The organism is Bacillus sp. FSL K6-4563 (assembly GCF_038630405.1).
Taxonomy (GTDB): Bacteria; Bacillota; Bacilli; order Bacillales; family Bacillaceae; genus Bacillus; species Bacillus pumilus.
On the sequence record NZ_CP152030.1, the window covers coordinates 3,171,209 to 3,188,753 of the forward strand.

A 17,545-nucleotide genomic window follows, 5' to 3' on the forward strand; every position below is an offset into this window, starting at 1 on the left:
CGGCTCATTCTTGAAAAAGACCAGCGCACATTTAAATGGTGAAAGATGATATTGATGTTTTCAGCGATTGAGATAAGGTTTTTAAATCCTCCGCCGCTGCTTTCATTTCTTCATTTGCTGCCAATGATTCTTCAACAGCCGCAGACATGTACTCCGTCTCTTCTGAATTGCGTTTGGCTCCTTCTTCAATGACCCCAACCGTCTGAGATATTTCCTCTGTACTAGCTGAAATCTCCTCTGCAGTAGCTGAAAGTTCCTCTGCTTTCATCGAAATATCACGAATAGATTCCAGGATTTCATGAAAGCTCTGTTCTGACAATTGCGATACTTTCACACCTTCTGCTACATCCTGCTCAACCTTTGTCATCGAATGTGATGATTTTTCAGTATCTTTGTTCACGTTCGCGAGCAATTGACTAATTTGATCTGTCAGCTGACTAGATTCTTCCGCCAGTTTCCTCACTTCATCTGCTACCACCGCAAAGCCTCTCCCATGCTCTCCTGCTCTTGCCGCTTCAATAGCAGCATTTAAAGCAAGCAAATTCGTTTGATCAGCGATGGCATGGATATGACCTAACAAATCTTCAATGCCTGTAAACTGGGCTTGTACATGAGCCATTGTGGAATGGTGCTCGTTCACAGACGCTTTGATAGAGCTCATTTGTTTTACGAATTGCTGAATAAGCGCTGCACCCTCTTCAGCCTTTTCAGTCACTGAAATTGAGTGACCCGAAACATCGGATGTGTGTTCAGCTGCATTTTGCATACCAGTCGAGACTTCTTGAATGGCAGAAGCTACTTTTCCGACCGCGTTTGATTGTTCACGTGAAGCTTCACTGACCTGTTCAATCGAGCTAGATGTCTGCTCACTGGCAGATATGGTTTGATGAATCGTTTCCTCAAACTGAGCAGCAGAATCAGCTAATTGTCTTGATCCATGTTGCACCTGTAAAATGAGCTGACGCAAATGCTTTGTCATTTGATTAAAAGCAGTACCGAGTTGACCAATCTCATTTTTAGAGGTCACTTCAATCTCTTCAAGTGTAAGGTCACCATCTGCCATCCTTCTCGCAGCATTTGTGACAGACACAATCGGCTTTGTCATACGATAAACGAATCTTGTCCCAATCAACAAAAAGCCAACAATAATGACCGCACTAACTAGAATGAGAGTGAATAGTAATTGATTACTGTCTTGGTTGAGCTGATTGATTTTTTGGTCACGTTGCTTCAACTGAGTTTGAGCAAATTCTTTTGTAAAGGTATGTATTTCTTGTTCGATAGGTTGTAATTCTTGATTGAGGCGTGTGTTGAATTCTTTTTGATTTTGCATATTCAATGAATTAAATAGTCGGTTCGTTGAGGTGTAGTAGAGATAATTCTTTTCTGAGATTTGATCTAATAGATTTTTTGCTTGTTTGACAGAGCTCATTTTTGTAGCTTCCGTTGTTTTCTTATTAATCTCTTCATATGTTTGCTCAATTTTCTGTAAATTTTCAGCATCTTGCACGACAACATATGTTTTAATTTGTGCTTCCTGTTTTTGCAAAAGCGCCTCTAATTCCAGTGAGGTTTGATAAAGCTTTACTTCTTTGCTAAGAAGCGTCTTATAGGATTGATCTGTTTTGTAATAGATAAAGCTTGAGAATCCTAAAATACTGACAAACAATACACATATGACAATAAGCCCAAACAAAAATTGATTTTTTAGTCTCATAATTTCCTCCGAAAGTCTGAATTGAACAAAAATTAATGAATGACATACGGCCTCATACAGGCATGTATTTCATCCATCCACTTTCTATATTCAGGTATAAAATATGCTTTAAGGAATGATTGGAAGTGTATTGAAGGGAATGTATAGAAAGCTAGTATATCAAAACTTAAAAAAATTTGATCAAACGAACGAATCGTTTTGGCAAAGTGCTCATTTTCTATAATTGAAAGCAGAAGGGGATGTGTTGTCTCTAAATGAAAGAAGGCATGGATCAGATCATTAAAGATCCGATCCCCTTCTGTTTTAGCAAAATCCTTCTCAATTTCATCTAAATATTTTAGACTCTCTTCTATCGTAAATAGAAGTTCATAATATGTGGTTAATAAAATATAGTCATCTGAACGATACGCCACAGGTCTCACCTAATTATTTCCGTTTATCGTAATATACGCCGTCACTCGTCATAGGCTGGTATGGATTTTGATAATTCAGCTGTTTCGTTTTCTTTTTTTGAATGGCTTGAATATCTGCTTTGATCCCATTTTGGATCACAGTTAATTGCTTCGCCATCTGTTGATCTGTTTGGATGATTTCTTTGATTTTTTCTTTTTCTTGATCCGTCAGCTCATGCTGAATATCTCTCATTAATTCGTCTCTCTCAATTAAAAAGGCATCAAAGTCTTCAACCAAGGTGTCACTTTGCGGATTTGCCGTTATTTCGGCTGCCATTTTTAATGTTTGGTCATGCAGCTGGTCCACAATACTCATAGAGATCCCCCGATAGAGTGGTGACGCCCTTTTCGATCAGTTTGAATAACTTCCTTCCACGCATCACGAAAATCAGTTACGTATTGCTCTACTTCATTCAACATCTCTTCGTCATTTTGAAGATTGGCTTCAATCAGTCTGCGATAAATGTAATCATACATACTTGCCATACTATTTGATACGTCATAAGAACGATTTAAGGTGACATTTAATTCTTGAATGATGTTTTGAGCCTTTTTCAGGTTCACATTTCTCGTTTCTGCATCCTCTTTTTGAATGGCATACTTCGCTAATCTAATGAACTTTAAGCAGCCTTCATAAAGCATAAGCGTCAACTCGGCAGGTGTTGCAGTCTCAATAGAATTTTTCTGATAGGCGGCATAAGGGTTCTGAATTGCCATATGTTATAAACCTCCAATTATTGTCCAAGCAGTTGAGAAAGATAGCCAGATTGGTTGTTTAGCTTTTGAATCGCGCTATCCATGGCGTTAAACTTTTTGTAGTAACGGGCTTCAACCATCTTCAAACGGTCTTGGAACGTACCCATTCGTTTGGTCAAAGAATCAAGGTCCTTACCAAGTCCGTATTCCTTTAATTCCATCGTTGTGCTTCCCGCCTTTGTTTGAATGCTCTTCGTGAAGGCAGTTAAGGAATTTTTGACACGATAAATGATTCCTTGTTCTTGATATTGCTGCTGTGCTTTGTCTTTATCTTTTGAATCCACATTTAAACTACCCGAGATGAACATTTGTCTGACTTTCTCCGGGTCTTCTTCAATGGCTTTTCTTAATTTCTCTACTCCATTTATATCCTTACTAAATTCCAGCTTTCCACCATCTTTATACTTGGATGATGTCTCAATACCAATTTGTGTGAGGTGAATTTTATTCGCATCACTTGTCGTAATATTAGCATAAAAATCACTTCTTATTTTAGAGGCACCAGCTCGTAAAATGGAATCACTTCTCAGCAAGCCAGACTTCGCGGTCGTTTCCCATAGCTCTATTTCTTTTTCAGACATCCCTTTTTTCTCTTCAGCCGTTAATGGTTGATAGTCTCTGTTTTTCTTTTCATTGACTTTACCATTAATTTGCTCAACGAGCTCATTGTATTTATCAACAAATTGTTTAATTTTATCAAAGATTGCATCCACATCTGTTGAAACGTTTAAGCTGACAGGCTGATCCGTTGTTCCTTTAAGTTCGTACGTAATATCAGCCTGTGTGAATGTGTTGTTGTTATTTTCCATTTTCAGACCGTTAATCTCGTATTGTGCCTTCTGTCCTTGAGTGGTCGCAACTAATTTGTTATCTCCATCTACTTGGAATCCTAATTGCGTTAAAAATGAAGCCGAATTGCCATCAGCTGCTTTAATACTGACACCCTCACCAGTTGTCCGAGAAGTAAGAGCAATTGTATCCACGTAGTTCGTTCCATCAAAGATTTGGCCTTTGTAAGCCGTCACACCTAATTGCGCGTTGTTTAGCTTTGACACAATGTTATCAATTGTATCGGTATCAGAAGTATTGATCGTCACCATTTTCGGTTTTGTCGAATCTGGTGTCGTCACCTCAAAAGTAAACGTGCCGTTTGCTGGTGTAAATCCAGATGTACCAGAAGATTTGAAGACGGAAGCTGTCGCTAGTTGAGTGACATGAATAGAGCCAGAGGTCGCATTTGTTGACCCAGTTGCTGTGACAGCAGATTCATTAGAGCTTGTCACCTTTTTTGCGCCATATGTACTTGGACGCGTTAAGTTTAAACTGTTGATCAAATCATCTAATTCTTTGATTTTCGAGTTAACCTCGCGATAGCTGTCTCTTTGCCATTCAAGTGTTTGTTTCTGGCGTGTCATTTTATCAAGTGGTGCTTGCTCAGTTTTCATGAGTTTTGATACGATTTCATCAATATCAAACACATTTGAAAATCCAGTAATTCGATTGACCATTTTTTATGTTCTCCCTTCACTTACATTCTTTTATCTACAAATAAACCGACAATTTCTGTCATTGCCGCATAGAAATCAAGCCATTCCTTGGAAGGAATTTCTCTAATGACTTCTTCTGTTTGGTTATCTACGACTTTGACATAATATTCATTGAGTTTTTCATGTAATTCAAATTGCAGATGAAATTGAGTGGGTTCAATCAGCTTGTTTGCGCCTTGAAGCGTTTTTTCAATTTCTTCTTTTGAAACGACCTTGCCATTTGCTTGTAAATCAGAGTTTGCATTGTCATTCTGGTTATTAGAAACACGGGTTTGAAATGCATCGATAATTGGCTCTAGCGATGTCAACTTACCAACAGACATAGTTATTCAGCTCCTGTGCTTTAATCTACCTTTTATATCGGCTTGGAATTTTCAAATTAAATATAGATGGACCGATTTGTTAAAGTTTCATATAGATGGTGAACATCCACACAGAAACGTGGAGAAGGATAGCTGAATCAGATAAAAAAATCCTCACTTTTTTTGTGAGGATAATTGAGAGAGGAGATCTACGGATAAACTCGCAGCACGACTGTTCTCTTCTTGAATAGACAGGTACACTTCTTTCCTGTGAATATCAATGTGCTTAGGAGCTTCAATCCCGATTTTCACTTGATCGCCTTCGATCGAAATAATCTTGACTTCAATATCATCGCCAATTTGAATCGACTGGTTTAATTTACGCGAGAGAACTAACATGAGGATGCCACCTCTAACAAATGTTTTGTATGATAGGATGAATCATGCAAAATCACCTGCTTGGCTTTCATGTTTTTCCGGTTCACAATAATAGGCGCTCTTAAATTGGCTGTCGTTTTTTCAATAGAAGATTCCATTGTTAAGATCACCATGACTTCCACATCATTGGCATCTTCTACTTCTAGAATATCTACGACCGTTTCGTCTAGATCGAATTCATATTGATTGAAGAATAAAAACGGACTGCTGACAATAAAGCCTAACTCTGCGTTTTTCAATGATTGAAGAACTAAAAATGGAGACTCTTCTGATAAAGGTAAAATGACAAACTGTTTTTGATCCAGAAATCCTGGTATTCCATTAGAGAAGTTGATGATTTGCTCCTCTTTGATTGTCACTTCACCATGGTATTTTGTTTGAATGATCATAATTCACGACCTTTTTCATTTTTCTTAACTATACCTTATCACCATTTTGGCCCATTTCGTCAACTTCTATTTTTAAATCTGGGTATTGTAACATATCAATATTGACCTTACCTGGCTGGTAGTTAACGATTGGTTTATGAGGCGTTGCCTCTATAATAGCTTTTTGAGGCTCCACTTCAATTTGAAGCTCAGATGGCTGATAGTGAATTTTCACACTAAAGAATGAAGGGATCACACCAATATTGAATTGTTTGGCTGGAGGAGTGCCATTGATTTTGGCAAACTCGGCAATTGCATTCCCACCATTCTCGATCTTGATGAGTTCACTGCCTTCTTCCGCTCTTCGGCCCATTCCCTCTCCAACAGCACGTTTCCCCTCAGCTGCCCATTCTTCAGAACGCCTAAAAATTGACTTGATATCCATATCGGCAAATGCTTCGGTTTGATCTATTGTTAACTTTGACGGTGTCCTTGTCATATTCATGACGGCTCTGGGCTGCTGAATCTCAAGGTCTGCTCTTGGCTGCTCTACTTCTTGCCGAGAAGGAGTTGTCGACATTTGCAGCTTTGCATAGGTTTGTTGCATTAACAATCTAGGGATTTGCATATAGGTTCACCTCCATGATGCAAAAAAGCACCCAACGGATGCTTTTTATTATCTTAAGAAATCGACAAGGGATGGCTGAATAACTTTAGCCGTCGTTGCTAAAGCAGCTCTATTCACAGTCTCTTGTTGAAGAAGATCAATAATTGCTTTTTCACTTTCTACATCTTCATTATCTGATTTGGCATTTTTCAGTACTTCGAATTGTGAAGTCAAGCGACTGCCTACTAAGTCAACACGATTTGAACGGGCTCCTAAGTCCGAGCGCTCAGCACTCATCACTTCTTTAAACTGATCGATACTTCCTAACGCATCATCAGAATTTGCGAACGTTCCATTTTTCAATGAGTTTTCTAAATCCGTCAGCATTTCAATGACATTTTGACCGCTGGCAGTCTGTCCACCAAACGCTGAAATTGGATTTGAGTTCACATTTAAAGTGATACCATCAGAAATGTTCGACTTAACAGAATTTGCATCTGTATAGTTTTCAAAGTTAAACGTAAACGTACCATCTGCGTTCTCAACAACTGGTTTGACATTTGTATTTGTTCCATTAAATACGAACTTACCTAACATCTGAGTGTTCATCGCGTCAATGATTTGTTTCTTCATCTGACCAATTTCCACGCCGACAGCTGCTAAATCTTCTGGCTGCTTTGTTCCATTAGCCGCATCAAGCACTTTATCTCGTACATTTGACATAATATCAATGATTTCAGTGACACTTGTTTCAGATGTATCAATCCAGTTCTGTGCTTCATTTAAGTTTTTTTGATATTGATCATTTCGAAACATTGCTGTGCTATATTGAAGGCTTTTTACTGCTGCAACGGGATCATCAGACGTTTTTGTGAAACGTCTCCCTGTTTGTGCTTGCTCATTTATTTTAGAAAGTTTTTCATAACTTTTACTAATATTACGAAGTGAGTTTTGAGAAATCATACCTTGTGTGACTCGCATCAGTTATACCTACCTTCCTACGACACCCATGCCGTTTATTACTTTATCCAATATTTCATCTTGTAATGTCACAACTCTCGCAGCTGCATTATATGCATGCTGAAATTGGATCATATTCGTCATTTCTTCATCAATGGAAACAGCACTCGTCGACATTCTACGCTCATTGGCTGAATTGACAAGAGCGGCTGAACTGCTTTCTAGCGTTATGTTCTTTTTCCCTTGAATTCCCATCTCAGCAATGACATTTTGGTAGTAATCCTGGATCGTCGTTGTATTGCCGCCGATTGGTACCTTTAAGTCTTGAATACCAGCTAATTTCGTAGCATTCGAACCGTCACCTTTTGTTTGATTGAGAGATGCTGCAATATTATCTGTTGATGCTAAAATAACATCACTCACTTTGATACGAGCAGCTAAACCTTTATTCAGATCATTATTATTCTCGATATCAAAAAAGTCTTGTCCACTTGTGCCATTTAATGTGTACCCCTGCTTATGCACATCATTAAATGTATCCATGAAGACTTGTGCTACTTCATCAAGCTCTGCAAGCATGTCTGGATACATGCCTTTTTCAGCACCATTTGACATGTAGCCATAAGCCTCAACAAGTGCTTTTACTTTACCATTCACTTGAAGCTGATCTGCTGCAATGGTTGTTGTTCCGAATTGAAGTGAGTTAACAAGTCCCGTTGTATTATCATAGGAGATTTGCAGTTCAGATTTTTCGTTCGTAATGCCATTCAAAATCGTTCCAGCAGATTGTCCATTTGCACCGATAATGTCGATGTTGACAGTTCCTTCTGCAATTTTGAGTGCATTCCCGCCAGATGGATTGTAGCTCACTTTAATATCAACAAGTGAAGATAATTGATCTACCAACGCATCACGCGTATCATATAGATCATTTGGAAGATACCCGTTTGGTTCAACTGCTGCAATTTGTTTGTTCACTTCATCTATTTGAGATAAAATCGTGTTCACATTTTTGGCTGTTGAATCGAGTTCTGTTTTTAAATTCTTCTGTATCGTTGTTAAAGAAGAATTAAGTAGACGGAATTGATCTACTAAAGCCTGTGCACTTGTTTTAACAACTGTACGCGCAGACGCTGTATCGGCATTTTTGGTTTCGGATAGGACCTGCAATGATTTCCAAAGGTTATCAAAAGCTCTGTTTAAGCCTTCATCCGTCAAATCATTCATGACTCCCTCCATTTGCGAAAGGGCATCAGATTTTGTTGAGTAGTAGGACAAGTTATTGTTATGATCTCTGAATTGCAGATCTAAAAAGCTGTCTCGAATTCTTTCAACGGTTCCAACTTGAACTCCTGTCCCCATTTGGCCATACGTCTTGCCGTCATAAACTGAAATGACTGGATAAGGATTATCTGCTTTAAAGGTAACTCTTTGTCTTGAGTAGCCATCTGTATTTGCATTGGAGACGTTGTTTGATGTGACATAAAGCCCTGCACGCTGGGCTGTGATTCCTCTTTTTGCCGTTTCTAGTCCCATGAATGTAGAACCCATTGGTATCCTCCTTGTTTACGCCTTTGAATCAAACAAAGCCCTCTGCTGTTTAGGCTTTGAACTCTCAAGACCATTTTGTCCGTAATTCATATTTTCTTTATTAGGGTTAACGAGATCGAATGTCAGTGAAATAAATTGAAGCGACTGCTGAATGAGCTGTTTGTTCAGTTCATTTACATCTTTCAGTTCCACCATGATGTCTTTTAATTTGTCATATAACGAAATGAGCTCTTCTTGATCCAAACCTTCAGCCTTTTCGATACACGCGGTGATGGTTGGCGGTTCATCATTTTGTAAAAATTGAACTGTCGCTTCAATTCTTTTTTCTTCTAATTGAGAAATGGCCTGAATATATTTTTGCTCTAAATTCAGAACCTCTGAAAGAGCATCAATCTCATTACTTTTCAGCATTTCTGTTTTATCTTTCGACAGCTTCAAAAGCTGTTCATGCAATCCATAGAGACGATGCAGCTCTTCAATGATTATTTTAACTGACATTCACGCTACTCCCTTTTGTTATTGTTGTTTATAAAAATTCAGCATTTTATCAGCAATGCCCTTTGTATCTACTTGATATGTTCCAGCTTCAATGCTTTTTTTAATTTGGTCTATTTTATCTTGGCGTTCTTTCATGATATTCGGCACCTTTTGCATTTCGATTGCCTTTTTAGAAATTTCGACTTTATCAGTTGATTTTGCTTGATTTGATTGCAACGTTTGTTTCTCATATGTTTTCTTGTAAGGATTTACTGGTTGTGTTCCATATCGATTAATTTTCACGGGATTCCTCTCGCTTTCCGTTACAGTCTGTCTTGATTCTATCCATTTTATCGACCAAACTGCAACTTAGTTTAGGGAATCAATCGTTTTTAGGATTAATGGCATAATAGGTGTCTTTTTTCCTAGATTCAATCTCCCTTTTACGCTCTTCTTCTTGGTTCATTTGACTCATTTGCGACTGAATGTCCTGTTCACATTGACTGCACAGCTTGTTTTTTCTGATCGGTTGGCCACATCTTTCACAAGGATAGTTGATATTCGGAAATTGGCTAATTTGAAGTCTTTTCAAACGGATAAATTTCAAGATTAATTCTTCATCAACTTCTGTTGCATCTACTATTTCAGCAATGGTTGATTGTCTATTACTTTGCTTTCGCAAGAATTTATAAACGATATCAAAAGAACGTTCTTCTTCTTCAAAGCATTTGTTACAAACCGTTTGGATGGTCGTTTTTAAAAACAGCTGATTACATTGCGGGCAGTTTGCCAATTGATTCATAACCAAAACCCCTTACGTTATTTTCTCTTCTTATTATCGGTTAATTATCCTGAATTTTAACTACGGATCAACGTAAAAGAGGAAACACTTTTGGCACCTGCTTCTTTTAAAATTCTCGCCGCATCATAAATGGTGGCCCCTGTTGTATAAATGTCGTCAATTAAGATAACTTCCCTTTGAACGATCGCATCTGTCTGCGTGATTTGAAACATTCCTTTTTGATCTAAACGTTCATTTTTCTTTTTCTTGGACTGTTTGCTTTGATGTATTTTTACAAGTGGCTGAAGGATCGGCTCACCAATCAAGGAAGCAAGTATGACGGACTGATTAAACCCTCTTTCCTTTAGTCTTTCTTTACTTAAAGGAATCGGGATCAGGACAGGTTCTTTCATTGAAAAAGAGCGCTTAAATACTGCTCGGACATCTTGTTTAAAAAGCTCAGCTAAAGCTGTATCACCTCGAAATTTAAAGCGGGAAAGGACATCTTTCATCAAATCGTTGTAAGCATAGACAGACCTATTTTTCACAAGTACTGTAGTAGAATCAGGGCGTTCTTTCCACATGGAACAGTCTTGACATAATTGATCGTTCGACTGTGCTCTCCCGCAGGCTGGACAAATCGGGCGTTGAATTTTTTCTAGGTGATGCTTACATGCTATACATAGACGATCATCATTTAATAGAAGTAATGATTTCCATGTAAAAGAAGCGACAAAATGTCCCTCACAAATGAGGCAGATCAATTGTTATCCTTATTTATCGACAGACGATTTTCGCATCTTGGAAATGTGGAGACCTTTGAAGCGGCTTCTGTCAGAATGACCAGCATGGCCGTATTTTTCTGTTTGTCCACCATCTCAGATTTACTGTAAGATATTTTATTGATATCTGTTATATACTGAGGCTTCACTTGATTTAGTGAAATCGCTAATACATCTTCTATACACTTTTCACAGTGACAAATCATGTTTAATTGGTTGAGATATTGATAGAGGATTTCCTTGAGTAGTGTTTCTTTTGCATTGAGTAGCATATTTGTCTCTCCTGCCATTTGTGTATTGTGAATATAACTGTACCATGAAATTTAGTTGAACCTACATTATTTTTCGGAGAACTCTTTTTCAGCTGTATCATTCATTTTTACAATATGCTTCTTTGCTTGTTTCATACTTCTCGTTAAACCAAAATGAAAAAAGAAAACATCTCCTTTAAAAAAATCGGGATGTCTACCTGCTCTACCAGAAATCTGAACAAGTGCACTTTCTGTAAAGATAGTAGATTCTGCACCTAGTACCCCCACTTGCACATTTGAAATGGTTACACCTCTTTCTAGAATTGTGGTTGTAACTAGTACATCGTATTTGTAATCTCTGAATTGCTGGACCTTTTGTTTCCTATCTGGATCATCAGCAGACACCCCTTCTACATTTAAGTGGTGCTTTCTAAGAACCTTCGTTACCTTCTTCATAGTAGAAATAGAAGGAACAAAAAGTAAAACCCTTCTCTTTTTTGTAATATGTTTCTGCATCAAATTCATTACTTTAGGTGGGAGCTGATTCTTTTTTAATTTCTTCTTCCAATGTCCAATCCATTGAAAGGATGGGACCGGTAAAGGTTGTTGGTGAAAGCGCAGAGGAATTTTTATGGCTTCTAGTTGTCCACGAGATACATCTCTTATCATTTTCTTAGACGGCGTCGCACTTAAATAAACCCTAACCCCTTTCTTTCTCATTGCCTTTAAAACAGCAAATTGGAGACGTTCATCGATTGAATAAGGGAAGGCGTCGACTTCATCTATAATGAGCACATCAAATGCATGTTTATATCTCATCAACTGGTGAGTTGTAGCGATTACTAACGGTGCTATTTGGAACCTTTGAGGACTTCCTCCATAAAGAACAGCTATTTTCATTCCTTGAAAAGCTTTTTTAAGCCGCGGCTCTAGTTCAAGGACAACATCGGTTCTAGGTGTCGCAATGCAGACACTCATTCCTTGATGTAAGGCATATTCTATTCCATGAAAAAGCACCTCTGTTTTCCCTGCCCCGCAAACTGCCCAGATGAGTAGATCAGATTTGTTTTTTATCGCTTCGATCAATTTCTCTGACGCTCTTTTTTGTCCTTTAGACAGGTTTCCCTGCCATGTTAATTCCGAGTGACATGCTTCTTCCATTTGTGGACCCGTCCATTCATAAAGAAAGCCACATTCCGTTGTTTTCCCCATCATGATGCATGATCTACAATACACACAATCTTTTTGACACTTGTCACACGAAGAGTGGGCAAAGTACCGATTTTTTGATACACCACATCTGCAGCAAATAAGACCATTTGCTTTCCTCTCAATAGCAGGTGTTCGGATAACTAACCCTTTCTCCTCCAGCCAATCCAAATCAGACTGTGAGCATCTTGTTTCAGCAGTAAGCAGGTGGCGTGACTGCAGGTGTTGCCCTAGTTCCATTGCTTTGTCCATGTTCAATTTCAACAAACACCTTTCAACTGATGTTTGCCTATTATGCGCAAAGACATGACCTTTCGTCCAACAGCTAAAAAAGAAAAACAAAACCCCTTTTCTAAGAGAAAAGAGGTTTTTAGGATTTATCTAATCAGCCAGCCAAGAGCTAAAGAGCCTTCGCCTAGATGAGTGCCGATTACGGCACCAAAATAACTTTTATAAAATTCAACATGAGGATATTTTTCTGATAAGTGCGCAATTAAATCGTCTACTTCTTCTTCTCTATTACCATGTATCACGGTTGCTCTCATCGGGACACCACGCGATGCATCTTCATCAAATAGTTCAAACATACGTGAAATGGCTTTTTTCCGTGTACGAATCTTCTCAAAAGGGACAATTAGCTTGTTGTCAAAATGCAGTATAGGCTTTACCTTTAAGAGGCTCCCAATAAAAGCCTGAGCACCATTTAATCTGCCGCCTCTTTGTAAATGAGTTAAATCGTCTACCATAAAATAAGCTCTCTGATTCTCTTTCAGGTAATTGAGATGGGCTAACACTTCTTCTGGAGAAGCACCAGCTTGGATTTTCTCAGCAGCTTCTATCACATAAAAACCTTGTGCCATACAGCTAGTTTCTGTATCAAACGGATAAATGTCAATTCCGTCAACTAGGTCATTTGCTGAGGCTGCACTATTATATGTTCCACTAATTCCGCTAGAAAGGTGAATACTAATCACGGCATCATATGTTTCACTTAGTTTTTCATATAATTCTATTAGTTCACCGAAAGCAGGCTGAGAGGTGGTTGGAAGGTCTTTATGCTTTTTGACTTCTTCATAATATGTCTTCCAATCCATTTCTATTTCTTCACGGTATGATTCATTGCCAAAGATGACATTCAGAGGGATCATATGAATATGATGTTTATCACGCAGCTCTTGTGGTATATAAGCAGTACTGTCTGTTACAACGGCTATTTTCATTCTTAAATACCTTCCTTATCCGTTAAGTTGCTCTTTTTTATTTTCAAAGAATGATCATTGTTATTCATTAGATTTATAATAGTAATCAAAAAAGCCTGCCTAATCAATAGGCAAGCCCGTTATATCCGAAAAAGACTCCTTATCTACCTATCATTTCTCTCAAATTAACATGTGAGAGAATCAAAAACAGGCGAAAAAGGAGTACTTGTCCGGAATATTATCTCATTTCTACCCAGCCGTTCTTAATTGCTACAACAACAGCTTGTGTACGGTCGTTTACATTCATTTTTTGTAAAATGTTACTCACGTGGTTTTTGACTGTTTTCTCACTAATAAAGAGCGACTCACCAATTCCTCTATTGCTCTTTCCGTCAGCTAACATTTGAAGTACTTCGCACTCACGTCTCGTTAAGATATGAAGTGGTCTGCGAATTTCAGGATATACTTCATGCTGTGGATGTGCTGAAACGCCACTAGTCGCTAGGCGTCGGAATTCATTTACTAAGTTATGAGTAACTTTCGGATGTAAATAAGATCCTCCGTCAGCTACGACTTTCACTGCTTCAATGAGCGTGTCTGCATCCATTTCTTTTAACAGGTAGCCTCTTGCTCCTGTTTTCAATGCATGTGTCACATAGTTTTCATCATCATGAATAGATAGAATAATGACTTTTGATTCGGGATAAAGCTCAACTAGCTGCTTTGTAGCCTCTACACCATTTACATTCGGCATATTAATGTCCATAATGACAACATCCGGATGATAGTGTTCTACGATACGTGCAGCTTCGTCTCCGTCGTCTCCTTCTGCAACTACTTCAAAAGTAGGTTCAAAATCTAAAATCCGTTTGACACCTTCACGGAATAATTGGTGATCATCAATAATTACAATATTTACTTTAGTCACAAGCTACGCCTCCCCATGTTTATTGTTCTACACCTGAACTTTATGGTCAATATGTCTTTTGTCTCTATTTTACAATTTTATTTTGCAATGTTAATGGCACGCGAATCATGATGAATGTCCCTAGACCTATTTTTGAGTCTATGGTCATTTTACCTTCAAGTAAGTCTACGCGTTCTTTCATGCCAAGTAAACCGAAGGATTTGTTTTTGTTTGTTTTCACATCTTTCATATCAAAGCCTTTTCCATCGTCTTTGATAATTAACGTGACAAAGTCTTTCGTGACTTCTACTTTTACAGAGATTTCTTCAGCTTCGGAATGCTTCAGTGAATTTGTGACAGCTTCTTGAGCTAGTCTAAACAGTGCCACTTCAAATTGAGAAGCAATTCTTTCGCTTTCTGTATCCCCTAGGCATTGGAACGTGATCTTGGTTTTTCCATCATACTCTTCGATTGTGTTTAAATATTTTCTTAGCGTCGGAATGAGACCCAAATCATCTAAAGCCATTGGTCTTAAATCATAAATGATTCTTCTCACTTCGTACAGAGCATTTCGCACATTCTGTCTGAGACTTCTAATTTCTTTAAAGCCTTCTTCTGTCCCACGGTCTCTGAAAATACGTTCAATTAATTCGGAACGCATCATTACGTTTGCCAGCATTTGGGCCGGACCGTCGTGAATTTCACGGGATACCCTTTTGCGTTCTTCTTCTTGGGCTTCAATAATTCTAAGTCCAAAATCTTGTTTTGCTTGAGCATCTTCAAGTAACACGCCAACTTGACGTAAGTCCTGATTGAGATAGTTGAGAACAACTGTGATCTGACTCACAAGCGTTTCAGAGCGTTCAATGACGTCTTGTAGGCTTAACAATCGTCTTTCCAGATCGTCTCTTCTTTCTCTCAGCTGCTTTTCGCGCTGCTGGATCATAGTGAGTTCCACTTGCAGATTATGTGCTTTTTCGTAGGCCTCCCGTATTTCTTCTTCGCTAAATTTGTTGAAGTTTCTGCTGACCTCAGATAAGCGATTTCTAGCATGTCTCGTATGGACTTCTAGTTTATCCCCAAAATCAATTACTTCGTTTACTTGTTGCTTGATTTGCTTCAGCTCTTCTACAAGGCTTTCATATTGTTGACGGGACTGTTCGCCTATCCTAAATACTTCGTCCTTGCTGCCATCAACTGTACTTAGCATTTTCATGATGATTGAATCCAATAATTTCGGATCCATTTTAGGTGTTGTCATGGCTTTTCCCTCCCGTAACAGTGATGTCATCTTTTTTTATTATAAATGTCATTGATCTGCATTTTATGTCGAATTATAATGAAAGAATGCGTATAAATCATGAAGTTTTTATGACGACCCTTTTTCTACCCCTATCATCATAACAAAATACGCTGTAAAATTCTAAAATCAATGCAAATTTTCTCTAGTCTTACAATTTGCTTTTCAGGAGGGTATGTCTTTTGCTGCATCGCTATCTTACAGTAAAAAGTCGTGGCGAGCATGAGATCGTCATTGAAAAATCACGTTTTATTTGTCATATACAGCGTGCTGTCTCAGAAGAAGAAGCACAAGCATTTATACAATCCATTAAAAAACAACATTGGAATGCCACACATAATTGTTCTGCCTATCTCATTGGAGAACATGACCTGATTCAAAAAGCGAATGATGATGGTGAACCAAGTGGTACAGCAGGTGTGCCAATGCTTGAAGTGTTAAAAAAACGGAAGCTGAAAGATACAGTCGTAGTAGTCACTCGTTATTTCGGCGGTATTAAGCTAGGCGCCGGTGGTTTGATTCGTGCCTACGGAAAATCTGTATCAGAAGCCATCAACCATGTTGGGATGGTAGAGCGCTGTTTAATGCGTACGATGCACACAACAATAGATTATACATGGCTTGGAAAGGTAGAGAATGAGCTTAGAGCCTCATCTTTTCAGCTAAAAGAAATTCATTATGCAGAAGATGTTATTTTTGAGACGTATGTAGAAGAAACACAAACAGAGCAGTTCATTGAATGGATGACTGAGCTGACAAATGGAAAGAGTGTTACAAAAGAAGGCGAACTGATTTATTTAGAAAAGGACATTGGTCCGATAAAGGAGACAGATGAATGGCACAACGAGTAAAAGTGCGTGTACGAAAGAAAAAGAGTAAGAAGAAGAAAATTTTCAAACGTATCCTGGTTTTATTTTTGCTTCTTATCATCTGCATGGGCGGATTTGCAGTCTATAAAATAGTCAATACACTTCAAGCCGCTGACAAAACATATGACGAACTAAACCGCGGAGAGAAATCGAAGCTTCGTGATGCGGTCATTGATATTAAAAAGAAACCCTTCTCTGTACTTTTTGTCGGAATTGAGGATTATGCCACAGATGGTGATCATGGCCGTTCAGATTCACTTATTGTCGCAACAATTAACCCTCAAGACAAAACGATGAAAATGGTTAGTATCCCCCGTGACACACGCGTACAGCTTGCAAGTGACACGACAGGAAGTAAAGAAAAGATCAATGCAGCATATGCTAAAGGCGGTAAAGACGAAACGATTGAAACTGTCGAACAATTCTTGAATATTCCGATTGATAAATATGCGACCGTTGATTTTGACGGATTCAAGGATGTCATTGATGAAGTCGGTGGAATTGATATCGATGTTCCATTTGACTTCAATGAAAAAAGTGATGTGAAAAAATCGAAAAAGATTTATTTCAAAAAAGGCAATATGCATTTAAACGGGGAAGAAGCACTTGCTTACGCGCGGATGAGAAAACAAGATCCACGCGGTGATTTCGGACGTAATGATCGTCAGAAACAAATTTTACGTGCAATGATTGATCAAATGTCGAAGGCAAATAACATCGCGAACGTGGATAATATCGCTAAAGAAGTCAGTGATCATATTACGACCAACTTCCGTATCACAGAAGGTCTAGCGCTTCAGCAAATCTACAGCGGGTTTAAGGGAGACGACACAGAAACACTTTCTATTAAAGGGTCGGATCTTTATTTAGGGCCAAATCGAACGTATTACTTTGAGCCAGATCAAACCAATCTAGCTAACGTACAAAATGCATTACGGACGCATTTAAAGCTTCCTACTGAACCTTCGACTGAAACAAATCCATCCTCTGGTGAAACAGGATCAAGTGATACAACTAATCCTTCCAGCACATCAGGACAATAATAAAACAGCCCAGTTCCTAGGAACGGGCT

General features: G+C 38.4%; 22 protein-coding genes. 2 read left to right on the plus strand and 20 right to left on the minus strand.

From position 1 onward, the window contains the following. Positions 1 to 31 precede the first annotated feature (31 nt). The 20 genes from MHH54_RS16185 to MHH54_RS16280 all read right to left on the minus strand — a co-directional run bounded on the left by MHH54_RS16185 (position 32) and on the right by MHH54_RS16280 (position 15,565). Complete coding sequence (locus MHH54_RS16185; protein ID WP_003213333.1) at positions 32 to 1,717, minus strand: methyl-accepting chemotaxis protein; 1,686 nt, start codon at positions 1,715 to 1,717, stop codon at positions 32 to 34. Positions 1,718 to 1,749: 32 nt separating this feature from the next. Continuing rightward, positions 1,750 to 2,130, minus strand: a complete 381-nt coding sequence (locus tag MHH54_RS16190; RefSeq protein WP_003213093.1) for a hypothetical protein — start codon at positions 2,128 to 2,130, stop codon at positions 1,750 to 1,752. 13 nt (positions 2,131 to 2,143) lie between these two features. Further along, positions 2,144 to 2,485: a flagella biosynthesis regulatory protein FliT gene (fliT, locus tag MHH54_RS16195; RefSeq protein ID WP_003212921.1), complete on the minus strand. Its 342-nt coding sequence runs from the start codon at positions 2,483 to 2,485 to the stop codon at positions 2,144 to 2,146. Further along, positions 2,482 to 2,886, minus strand: a complete 405-nt coding sequence (fliS, locus tag MHH54_RS16200) for a flagellar export chaperone FliS (protein WP_003212886.1) — start codon at positions 2,884 to 2,886, stop codon at positions 2,482 to 2,484. The genes fliT and fliS overlap by 4 nt, the downstream gene beginning before the upstream one ends. Positions 2,887 to 2,903: 17 nt before the next feature. Next, entirely contained in the window at positions 2,904 to 4,433 is a 1,530-nt protein-coding gene (locus tag MHH54_RS16205) for a flagellar hook-associated protein 2 (RefSeq protein WP_106035656.1), read from the minus strand. Positions 4,434 to 4,453: 20 nt separating this feature from the next. Beyond that, a complete protein-coding gene (flaG, locus tag MHH54_RS16210) occupies positions 4,454 to 4,795 on the minus strand; it encodes a flagellar protein FlaG (protein WP_003213002.1) in 342 nt (113 codons plus the stop codon). A gap of 153 nt (positions 4,796 to 4,948) precedes the next feature. Continuing rightward, positions 4,949 to 5,173: a carbon storage regulator CsrA gene (csrA, locus tag MHH54_RS16215; protein WP_003212955.1), complete on the minus strand. Its 225-nt coding sequence runs from the start codon at positions 5,171 to 5,173 to the stop codon at positions 4,949 to 4,951. Beyond that, a complete protein-coding gene (fliW, locus tag MHH54_RS16220) occupies positions 5,167 to 5,601 on the minus strand; it encodes a flagellar assembly protein FliW (protein WP_050944340.1) in 435 nt (144 codons plus the stop codon). The genes csrA and fliW overlap by 7 nt, the downstream gene beginning before the upstream one ends. Before the next feature lie 28 nt (positions 5,602 to 5,629). Beyond that, complete coding sequence (locus MHH54_RS16225; RefSeq protein ID WP_342500430.1) at positions 5,630 to 6,208, minus strand: DUF6470 family protein; 579 nt, start codon at positions 6,206 to 6,208, stop codon at positions 5,630 to 5,632. Between the two features lie 48 nt (positions 6,209 to 6,256). After that, positions 6,257 to 7,168 carry a flagellar hook-associated protein FlgL gene (gene flgL / locus MHH54_RS16230; protein WP_003213719.1) on the minus strand — a complete coding sequence of 304 codons (912 nt, stop codon included), beginning with the start codon at positions 7,166 to 7,168 and terminating at the stop codon, positions 6,257 to 6,259. 9 nt (positions 7,169 to 7,177) lie between these two features. After that, positions 7,178 to 8,698, minus strand: coding sequence for a flagellar hook-associated protein FlgK (gene flgK, locus MHH54_RS16235; RefSeq protein WP_003213544.1), 1,521 nt, complete (start codon positions 8,696 to 8,698; stop codon positions 7,178 to 7,180). A 15-nt stretch (positions 8,699 to 8,713) separates the two neighbouring features. Next, positions 8,714 to 9,196, minus strand: a complete 483-nt coding sequence (locus MHH54_RS16240; protein WP_113387415.1) for a flagellar protein FlgN — start codon at positions 9,194 to 9,196, stop codon at positions 8,714 to 8,716. Positions 9,197 to 9,214: 18 nt separating this feature from the next. After that, positions 9,215 to 9,478: a flagellar biosynthesis anti-sigma factor FlgM gene (flgM, locus tag MHH54_RS16245; RefSeq protein WP_003213252.1), complete on the minus strand. Its 264-nt coding sequence runs from the start codon at positions 9,476 to 9,478 to the stop codon at positions 9,215 to 9,217. Positions 9,479 to 9,557: 79 nt separating this feature from the next. Further along, positions 9,558 to 9,977 carry a TIGR03826 family flagellar region protein gene (locus MHH54_RS16250; protein ID WP_003212865.1) on the minus strand — a complete coding sequence of 140 codons (420 nt, stop codon included), beginning with the start codon at positions 9,975 to 9,977 and terminating at the stop codon, positions 9,558 to 9,560. 56 nt (positions 9,978 to 10,033) lie between these two features. After that, a complete protein-coding gene (locus MHH54_RS16255) occupies positions 10,034 to 10,720 on the minus strand; it encodes a ComF family protein (protein ID WP_003212791.1) in 687 nt (228 codons plus the stop codon). Continuing rightward, positions 10,717 to 11,010: a competence protein ComFB gene (locus tag MHH54_RS16260; RefSeq protein WP_003213271.1), complete on the minus strand. Its 294-nt coding sequence runs from the start codon at positions 11,008 to 11,010 to the stop codon at positions 10,717 to 10,719. The genes MHH54_RS16255 and MHH54_RS16260 overlap by 4 nt, the downstream gene beginning before the upstream one ends. Positions 11,011 to 11,076: 66 nt before the next feature. Continuing rightward, the gene (locus tag MHH54_RS16265; protein WP_269457875.1) at positions 11,077 to 12,456 is read right to left on the minus strand and encodes a DEAD/DEAH box helicase; all 1,380 of its coding nucleotides are present in this window, start codon (positions 12,454 to 12,456) and stop codon (positions 11,077 to 11,079) included. A 119-nt stretch (positions 12,457 to 12,575) separates the two neighbouring features. Continuing rightward, positions 12,576 to 13,418, minus strand: coding sequence for a DegV family protein (locus MHH54_RS16270; RefSeq protein WP_003213402.1), 843 nt, complete (start codon positions 13,416 to 13,418; stop codon positions 12,576 to 12,578). 217 nt (positions 13,419 to 13,635) lie between these two features. Continuing rightward, positions 13,636 to 14,325, minus strand: a complete 690-nt coding sequence (gene degU, locus MHH54_RS16275) for a two-component system response regulator DegU (protein ID WP_008348273.1) — start codon at positions 14,323 to 14,325, stop codon at positions 13,636 to 13,638. A 64-nt stretch (positions 14,326 to 14,389) separates the two neighbouring features. Beyond that, the gene (locus tag MHH54_RS16280; RefSeq protein ID WP_003213166.1) at positions 14,390 to 15,565 is read right to left on the minus strand and encodes a sensor histidine kinase; all 1,176 of its coding nucleotides are present in this window, start codon (positions 15,563 to 15,565) and stop codon (positions 14,390 to 14,392) included. Between the two features lie 221 nt (positions 15,566 to 15,786). On the opposite strand from MHH54_RS16280, the gene MHH54_RS16285 reads away from it, so the two are divergent. Further along, a complete protein-coding gene (locus MHH54_RS16285; RefSeq protein WP_003212936.1) occupies positions 15,787 to 16,455 on the plus strand; it encodes a YigZ family protein in 669 nt (222 codons plus the stop codon). Further along, entirely contained in the window at positions 16,440 to 17,516 is a 1,077-nt protein-coding gene (locus MHH54_RS16290) for an LCP family protein (RefSeq protein ID WP_003213564.1), read from the plus strand. Before MHH54_RS16285 ends, MHH54_RS16290 begins: the two co-directional genes overlap by 16 nt. Positions 17,517 to 17,545 lie beyond the last annotated feature (29 nt).